The sequence below is a fragment of the Pseudoalteromonas sp. UBA2102 genome (assembly GCF_002331165.1).
GTDB classification, from domain to species: domain Bacteria; phylum Pseudomonadota; class Gammaproteobacteria; order Enterobacterales; family Alteromonadaceae; genus Pseudoalteromonas; species Pseudoalteromonas atlantica.
Genome location: NZ_DCYU01000142.1, coordinates 3,172 through 9,576 on the forward strand (window position 1 = coordinate 3,172; position 6,405 = coordinate 9,576).

Genomic DNA, 6,405 nt, shown 5'->3' on the forward strand with positions numbered 1-6,405 from the left:
TCGTAGCCATGAACGTTTATTTGCTCTGGCTCTAAATTACTTAATCCAAAAGCATGGTTATTTGGAAAAGAGGCAACGTTAATACGTGTAAAAAAAGTGTAGGTTTCGCCAACTGGCACTGTTTTTGGCAGCTTTTTATAGCTAAGGGCTTTACGGTTTCCAACAATACCCTTTTCGGCGGGCTTTTTAATTAAAAAATGGTTAATCCCTTTGGTTGTGTCCTCAACCTCTATTTTAGTCACTTGTGGGTTAGCGACATAAGGTTGAGTTTGATTGTCTGTGTCGGCCTTTGTCCAGCCTTTTAGTGGTTGTTCAAAGTTATCTACTAGTAGCCACTTTGCAGAGGGGGCGTTTTGATTGTTTTGGCTACAGGCTAATAATCCTGAGCAGGCCACTAATAGTAAGCTGTATTTAACGCGCATAATCCCTCTTTTACTAATGTAAGTACATAAATTGGTATACCAATTACATGGGTTTTAATTTTTAAATCTTAAAATTTATATAACCAATTTACTGTGGATTAGTCAACCAATGTTGTGTTGTATCTATTGTGCTGACGTTTATATTTTAAACGGGTAAAATAGCTAACAACACAAAATTAAAATAATAAAGGGATTATATGTATACAGGAACGTGCCTATGTAAAGCGGTAAGCATTGAAATTAAAGGGCCTATTTCTCAAATCATTCATTGCCATTGCTCACTATGCAGAAAAAACAGCGGGACTGCTTTTGCCACAAATGGTTTTGTAAATACTCGCGATTTTACACTTACCAAAGGTAAAGATAATTTAACTGAATTTAATTTTAAACCTGGGCGTGCGCGCTTTTTTTGTAAAACCTGTGGATCGCCCATTTACAGTGCGAACGCTCTGGATGAATCACGCTTGCGTATACGTCTAGGGTTGATAGACAGTGATATTACTGAACAGGTCATTTCGCATAATTTTGTTACCTCTAAAGCCAATTGGGAGCAATTAGAAACCCGTTTACCATGCTATGAAAAACACGAACCTGGGCGATAAATTACTCTATGTGATAAATGCTGTTTATGTCGCTGTGAAGGGTGGGCGCCCACGTTTTAAATAATGGCGAATGAGCTATTTCTTCTTTATTGATGTGTATTAAGCTTTGCTGAGAAAGTATCACGACAATATTTTTGTACTCGTTAAACTCTATAAGGGCGATGCAGCTAAAGTGTTGCCTAAACAAGACGAGTAAAGCTTGAAGCTCTTTACCCGTTTTAGGGTTTAAATTTATAATAATTTGTGCGTTTTGCTCACTGCAGCGACGTATGTTTTGCCAAAATACACTATCTGATAAAAAGTCTTGGTGTACATCACCACTAAAAATATCAATTGTGATGACATTGTATGTACGCGTGCACGTTGCAACAAACAACTCTGCATTTTGTAAGTGCACCGTATGATTAGCGGGCAAGCTAAAATGCTGCTTTGCAACGCTTATCATCGCGGGGTTTATTTCTACACTGTCAAACACAGCTACGTTATTTATATAAGCTGTTTTGTTATGTAAATAATAAATAGCTCGTTCAATGCCCGCAGTGCCTAAACCTAAATTTAAAACCCGAAGTGGCTCTACTGTTTTTAGTAAAAATAACAGCATACATTGATTAACCGCAATCAGTAGTTGTTCATTTTTATTAAGGCTCATTACCCCTTGAATAGTAATATCGCTATGCGCATTTTGGGCAAGTGTTAACCAGCGATAGGCCGTATTTTGATAAACACAAATAGGCCCATATTGGTTGTTACTAGAAGCTATTAAATTGGCAGAGACCGTATCGGCTTTAAGCTGGCGCATAGATTACAATTACAAATAAAACACCCCATTAGTTTGCCACGAAAACACGCAATGTATATAACATATTTATGTAACAAGGTTTGTAATACGCTCAGTTGCATAAACGAGGGAGGAGTGTGTAACTGTGGTTAATTTTTACAGTTGAGCTTACTTGTATAAAGCTTTAACTCAAAATAGTTGCACTAACTAGGTTGTTGAGTAAAGGTAAGGTAAAAAATAAGGAGCTTATAATGCGCAAAAAACCTTTTTCTATTACAACTAAACTTATTAAATTGAGTGCGTTAGCTTTTGCTTGTACGGCAGGGTTAACAGCACACGCTCATGCCAGCATAAAATATGAAGAACAACAAATGCTACATGATATTGCAGCCGAGGTATCAGCTAAGCGTATTGGGAGTGATATACAAACGCTGGTGGATTTCGGAACTCGCCATACGCTTTCAGACACTAAGTCAGATACACGGGGTATAGGCGCTGCAAGGCGTTGGATCAAAAAAGAGTTTGAGAAAATATCAGCACAATGTGGTGGCTGCCTAGAAGTAATTGAAGTTAAAGACACCATATCAGGTGAAAAACGAATCCCTAATCCTGTTGAAGTAGTAAACATTGTTGCAATTCAGCGCGGCAGTACTGAGCCAAACCGAATGGTGATTATGTCGGGCGATATTGATTCGCGCGTGAGTGATGTTATGGACTTTACCAGTGATTCACCAGGTGCCAATGATAACGCCTCGGGCGTGGCAGGTATTATTGAAGCTGCACGTGTACTTAGCAAATATGAATTTAATGGCTCAGTTGTATATGCGGCACTTTCGGGCGAAGAGCAAGGCCTGTTTGGTGGTAAAATACTCACAGCGTATGCGCAAAAGCATGATTGGCAAGTTCATGGCGTTTTAAATAACGATATGATTGGCAACATTACCGGTATTAATGGCGTTACCGACAATACAACGGCACGCATATTTTCTGAAGGCACACGTGTAGTAGAAACTAAAGAGCAGGCGCGTACAAGGCGATTTACCGGCGGTGAGGTAGACTCAGCGAGCCGTAATTTAGCCCGCTATATAGATACTATTGCTGATAGGTACATCCCAAATTTAGATACAATGTTAGTTTACAGGTTAGATAGATTTGGCCGAGGCGGGCACCATAGACCCTTTAACGATGCAGGTTTTGCTGCAGTCAGAATTATGGAAACTAACGAGCATTACGACCGACAGCATCAAGACTTACGCACTGAAAATGGCGTGGTTTATGGGGATACAATAGATGGTGTTGATTTTGACTACACTGCAAAACTTACCTCGCTTAACGCTGTAACTATGGCTTCAATGGCGTGGGCCCCAGCACCCCCTAAGCAGATGAAAATTGAAGGCGCGGTTAATGCTAACACCACGCTTTCGTGGCAAAAGTCAGATGATGATAATATAGCTGGTTATCGTATTTATTGGCGCTATACCAGTGAGCCACAATGGCAATTTAGCCAAGATGTTGGGAAAGTTACAACGGCCACACTTAAAAATGTGGTTATTGATAACTACTATTTTGGTGTTGCAGCGATAAGTAAAGACGGGATTGAATCGCCAGTGGTGTTCCCAGGTGATGTGGGCTCGTTTGATCACAATATAAAATAACAGCGATTTATTATTGTTTAAACGTAATTGTGGCCAAAAACAAATCAAATGATGTATTTAAGGTGCAAAGCAGCTGTTTTATGCTTGCACCTTATTTGTTATGCACTTAGAGTGTAAAAAAAAGCAGTAAAGGTTAATAAAATGCAGCAAGAAGAAAAAAAACCATTAACAGCGCAAGAGCAAGCACAAATAGAGCAGCAACGTGTTGCTTGGCAACGCGAATGTTTTCAAAACGCTCAAAAATATTTAGCAGAAAAAGGCATTATGCCTAAATCAGTAATAGACAAAGATAGCCGTTTTTTAGCGCCACTGTGTGCTATGTGGAAATTTAAAGCACAAAACGGCAAGAGCTATTGGGTAATAACAGGGCGCTTACCAACAGATCATGCTGAAGTAAGTGCAGCAAAAGATGCACGCGATGCCATGCGTTATTTTTCGTTACAATGGCAGTTAAAAGCCGATCAAATAATGAGTGTGGGTGCTCGTGATAAAACCCAGGTCGATTTTGCCAACTTACTTATAAACCGTGCTCATGGTTTATACGAAATGCATGAAAACGAGCAACTTTGGGCCAATGAGCCAAAATAGAATGATGCATGTATGAACATTTAAAAGGGCAATTTCCGCCCTTTTTTAATGTACTAACGTAAAGGGTTTGGTAACAAACTGCGATACTTCACAGAGCATACGCTGTCTGGGTATGCCTGCTTCCATAAATACAGTGCCTTGCTGCTTGAACCCATTTCGCTTAAAACGCTCTACTTCATTTAATATGCAATTAATACTAATGGCTTTATGGCCGTCGTTTGCGGCTAGTTGAACAATAAAGGTCAGCAGCGATGTGTATACATGACGATTTCGGTGCTCTGGCAGTACAGCAATTCGGCCTATTAACCCGTCGGTACAAAGCCTGCCTGTAGCAACAGGCAATTTGCATTCATCAGTCACTAAAACGTGGTGAGCAATTTTATCGAGGCTATCAAATTCTATGCGTTTTGGGATGTGTAATTCGTATACAAAAACCTTTTCACGTATTTGTTGTAGCAGGTCTTTTTGTATATCCCACTCTACTTTATTAACTTGATAGCTCATAGAACACCCCTAGTTAAACCAAACTCCCTCATTAACTAGTGTAGTAAAAGTTTGAATAAAAACTAGGCTTGGTTGGGCTTGGTCTAAATCTTCAGTGTTAAAATAACTATTATCAGTTAAAAGTCTAACGGCTTTTAAATCCGAGAGGGGTAATAAATAGTTCTCACCATTAATGCTTAGCAGTAAGGTATCTTCACATTGCTGAAAAATAGCACGTGTGCCACCTAAACGCTCAAACTCATCGTTATTGCAGGCTATTAATTCACTCATTTGTTCGCAAGTTAAAGGGGCTTCAAGCGGTGCTAAGTCCATTTCATGCTTGGGCTGACTTAGGGTGTTACCCAGCCATTGTTTAAATAACTCATCGTTATTGAGAAGCGCTTGCATAAGGGTTTTAACTTTATTGGCTTCGCTATCTAAAAGCTCACCTTTAGCGTCTCTTAGCGTTAATGTGTGATCGGAATAGCGTTTTTGGCCGCTGTCAGTATCAATAATATGATCGGCAAAACTCGAAAATAAGTCTTGTTGGTTAGGCGCTCTAAAACCCACTGAATAATTTAAGGCGTTTTCTATAGCATAGCCTTCATGTGGGCACCCAGGTGGTATATATAAAATATCGCCGGGTTCTAAAATACAATCTATTACCGCTTCAAATTGCTCAACCTGGAGTAGTTTTTTATTTTGTGTAAATTGCTTAAGAGTAGGATCGGGCAAGCCAACACGCCAATGGCGCTTACCTTCACCTTGGATTATAAATACATCATACTGGTCTAAATGTGGGCCCACTCCACCTTTAGGGGTAGAGTAGCTGATCATTAAGTCATCTATTCGCCAGTTAGGTATAAATCTAAACGGCTCTAACAGTTGTGCAGCATCGCTATGCCAATGATCAACCGCTTGTACCAGTAAAGTTGCGTGTTGCTCAGTGAGTTTTTCAAAGTCTTCAAATGGGCCTTGGTATGCTTGCCAATCGTTATTATGGTTAGTAACAATACGCGACTCTATACTCTCTTCCATTGCAAGACCGGCAAGCTCTTCTGCCTCTATTGGGTCTTGAAAGTCTGTAAAACCTTGTTTAATCAATAGTGGCTTTTTTTGCCAATATTGGTTTAAAAATTCTTGTTCACTGAGGGTGTTTATTTTTAATTGGTACATAGAGTTGACCTATAATTTTTAGTACAAAAAAAGCGAAAGGGATTATCCTTTCGCTTTTTATATTTGCAATTGACTACCTAAACTAAATCGTCAATAAACTCAACAGCGCGGCCAATGTAGTTGGCTGGTGTTAGTTTTTTCATTTCAACTTTTGCATGCTCTGGCAGGTCTAAACCATCAATAAAGTCGGCCATAATCTCTTGATTTACACGCTTACCACGCGTTAAATCTTTAAGTTTTTCGTATGGTTTTTCAATACCGTATTTACGCATAACCGTTTGAATTGGCTCTGCAAGTAATTCCCAGTTTTGATCAAGCTCTTCGAGCAAGCGTTGCTCATTTACTTCAAGTTTGCTTACGCCTTTAAGTGTCGATTGATAAGCAATAAGCGTGTAGCCCATGCCCACACCTAAGTTACGCAGTACTGTAGAGTCGGTAAGGTCACGTTGCCAACGAGAAACAGGCAGTTTTTGTGCAAGGTGAGCAAATATAGCATTTGCTATGCCTAGGTTGCCTTCTGAGTTTTCAAAGTCGATAGGGTTTACTTTATGCGGCATCGTTGAAGAGCCGATTTCACCAGCAATGGTTTTTTGCTTGAAGTGGTTAAGGGCAATGTAACCCCAAACGTCACGATCAAAATCAAGTAAAATAGTGTTAAAGCGAGCAATAGCATCAAATAGCTCGGCAATGTAGTCATGCGG

Annotated in this window: 7 protein-coding genes and 1 pseudogene; 3 read left to right on the top strand and 5 right to left on the bottom strand. The window is 39.7% G+C overall.

The window, feature by feature from the left end:
- Positions 1-422 (bottom strand): annotated as a pseudogene (locus B2R65_RS18290) (hypothetical protein); the annotation flags it as partial.
- Between the two features lie 197 nt (positions 423-619).
- Between B2R65_RS18290 and B2R65_RS18295 the strand changes: the two are divergent.
- Positions 620-1,024, top strand: a complete 405-nt coding sequence (locus B2R65_RS18295; RefSeq protein WP_055019850.1) for a GFA family protein — start codon at positions 620-622, stop codon at positions 1,022-1,024.
- Position 1,025: 1 nt separating this feature from the next.
- Here the strand turns inward: B2R65_RS18295 and B2R65_RS18300 are convergent, their stop codons facing one another.
- The gene (locus B2R65_RS18300; RefSeq protein ID WP_286745046.1) at positions 1,026-1,823 is read right to left on the bottom strand and encodes a class I SAM-dependent methyltransferase; all 798 of its coding nucleotides are present in this window, start codon (positions 1,821-1,823) and stop codon (positions 1,026-1,028) included.
- Between the two features lie 230 nt (positions 1,824-2,053).
- Here B2R65_RS18300 and B2R65_RS18305 point away from each other — a divergent pair, with 230 nt between their 5' ends.
- Both B2R65_RS18305 and B2R65_RS18310 read left to right on the top strand, forming a co-directional pair.
- Entirely contained in the window at positions 2,054-3,457 is a 1,404-nt protein-coding gene (locus tag B2R65_RS18305; RefSeq protein WP_286745049.1) for a M28 family peptidase, read from the top strand.
- A 141-nt stretch (positions 3,458-3,598) separates the two neighbouring features.
- Positions 3,599-4,045, top strand: a complete 447-nt coding sequence (locus tag B2R65_RS18310; RefSeq protein WP_029772653.1) for a DUF4826 family protein — start codon at positions 3,599-3,601, stop codon at positions 4,043-4,045.
- Positions 4,046-4,090: 45 nt separating this feature from the next.
- Here B2R65_RS18310 and B2R65_RS18315 read toward each other — a convergent pair whose 3' ends face one another.
- The 3 genes from B2R65_RS18315 to B2R65_RS18325 all read right to left on the bottom strand — a co-directional run.
- Positions 4,091-4,549, bottom strand: coding sequence for a GNAT family N-acetyltransferase (locus tag B2R65_RS18315; protein WP_138541176.1), 459 nt, complete (start codon positions 4,547-4,549; stop codon positions 4,091-4,093).
- A 9-nt stretch (positions 4,550-4,558) separates the two neighbouring features.
- Positions 4,559-5,704, bottom strand: a complete 1,146-nt coding sequence (locus B2R65_RS18320; RefSeq protein WP_286745054.1) for a cupin domain-containing protein — start codon at positions 5,702-5,704, stop codon at positions 4,559-4,561.
- Between the two features lie 77 nt (positions 5,705-5,781).
- Positions 5,782-6,405: lyase family protein (locus tag B2R65_RS18325; RefSeq protein WP_286745057.1), on the bottom strand; the 624-nt coding region annotated here is incomplete at its 5' end.

Excerpts from the sequence above, each read along its gene's own strand:
- B2R65_RS18315 (WP_138541176.1), bottom strand. The coding sequence starts at position 4,549 with ATGAGCTATCAAGTTAATAAAGTAGAGTGGGATATACAAAAAGACCTG.
- B2R65_RS18295 (WP_055019850.1), top strand. The coding sequence starts at position 620 with ATGTATACAGGAACGTGCCTATGTAAAGCGGTAAGCATTGAAATTAAA.
- B2R65_RS18310 (WP_029772653.1), top strand. The coding sequence starts at position 3,599 with ATGCAGCAAGAAGAAAAAAAACCATTAACAGCGCAAGAGCAAGCACAA.
- B2R65_RS18305 (WP_286745049.1), top strand. The coding sequence starts at position 2,054 with ATGCGCAAAAAACCTTTTTCTATTACAACTAAACTTATTAAATTGAGT.
- B2R65_RS18320 (WP_286745054.1), bottom strand. The coding sequence starts at position 5,704 with ATGTACCAATTAAAAATAAACACCCTCAGTGAACAAGAATTTTTAAAC.
- B2R65_RS18300 (WP_286745046.1), bottom strand. The coding sequence starts at position 1,823 with ATGCGCCAGCTTAAAGCCGATACGGTCTCTGCCAATTTAATAGCTTCT.